The organism is Streptomyces sp. NPDC030165 (assembly GCF_055573595.1).
In genome coordinates, this window is record NZ_JBVIBD010000076.1 from 1 (window position 1) to 1,272 (window position 1,272).

The window sequence follows — 1,272 nt, forward strand, 5'->3', positions numbered from 1 at the left end:
GGGGGACCCTGTGGGAGAGTAGGACGCCGCCGAACGATTTTTCAGCTCCGGTCTCTGAACCTTGATGGTTCAGGGACCGGAGCTTTTTTGCGTTCGCTGCCTGCCGTATACGGAGCGGCTTGCCTCCCTGCAACAACAATGCCCCGCACCACATGGTGCGGGGCATTCTGCGTTTGACGAGATCCAGGTGTGCGCAAGGATCGCTCAACCGTTGCTGGCAGAGGACAGCACCAGGCGGCTGGCCCCACATGCCCGGACGCTAAGGGTTGTCCCGTAAAGATCTTCGAGTCGCCTCGGGCATAGCGGGCCACCGTGCCACCTGTCGAGCTACTGGGCGAGGACGAGGTTATGCATCCAGGCGATGCCGAGCATGGCGTGGTGGACGCCGTCGCCTTTCAGGCGGCAGTCGCGGAGGATCTTCCAGGTCTTCATGCGGGCGAAGACATGCTCGACGCGGGCTCGGACCTTGCGGTGCGAGCGGTTGCGTTCTTCTTTCCAGGCCGGGAGTTCGGTCTGGCCGGGTCCGCGGCGGCGGGGGATGAGCAGGCCGGTGCCCCGGTAGCCGCCGTCGGCGATGACCGTGGTGCGGCCGACGGCACCCTTCGCGCCGGACAGCTCCCACGTCGTGCAGTCGTTGCGGTTGCCGGGCAGTGGCCGGCCGAGGGCGACGACGAGCCGGGTGTCGGCGTCGATGACGACCTGGTGCTTGGTGGAGTACCGGTAGTTCTTGGACTGCTCGGCGACCTGGTGGTCGCGGGTGGGGACCAGGTCGCCGTCCACGATGAGAACGGTGTCCTTGGCGAACCGCTTGCGGGGCCGGAGTGCGAACAGGGGCCCGAGGTGGTTGATGACTCGGCCGGCCGTGGACTTCGAGACGCCGAACAACGGAGCAAGCTGCCGCAACGTCAGATTGGTACGCCAATAGGCGGTGAGCAGCAACACCCGGTCTTCCAGCGGCAGACTCCGCGGCCGGCCTCGATGGATCACATCTGCTCCATCGCGCCGCAACGTGGTCAGCAGCTTGCCGAAGCAGCGCGGGCTCAGCCCCGTGAACGGGGCTGTCCAGGACGGCTCCGATGCCGTGATCACACTCGCCACACCATGATCATCGATCAGGCTGGCTCAATGCCGAGACAATCCCACAGCTACGCTGATCGGGGCAGTCCACATGAGCAAGACCGGGGGAAACCGTGAACCGACCGCTGCTGTTCCTCGACGTGGACGGGCCGCTCAACCCTTACGCGGCCCAGCCGGAGAGGCGTCCCGACGGCT

At 66.0% G+C, this 1,272-nt stretch carries 1 protein-coding gene; it reads right to left on the minus strand.

Features of this window, described 5'->3' with window-relative positions; genetic code table 11:
* Window positions 1-327 precede the first annotated feature (327 nt).
* Window positions 328-1,098 carry a transposase gene (locus ACZ4Z1_RS42470; RefSeq protein ID WP_468492074.1) on the minus strand — a complete coding sequence of 257 codons (771 nt, stop codon included), beginning with the start codon at window positions 1,096-1,098 and terminating at the stop codon, window positions 328-330.
* Window positions 1,099-1,272 lie beyond the last annotated feature (174 nt).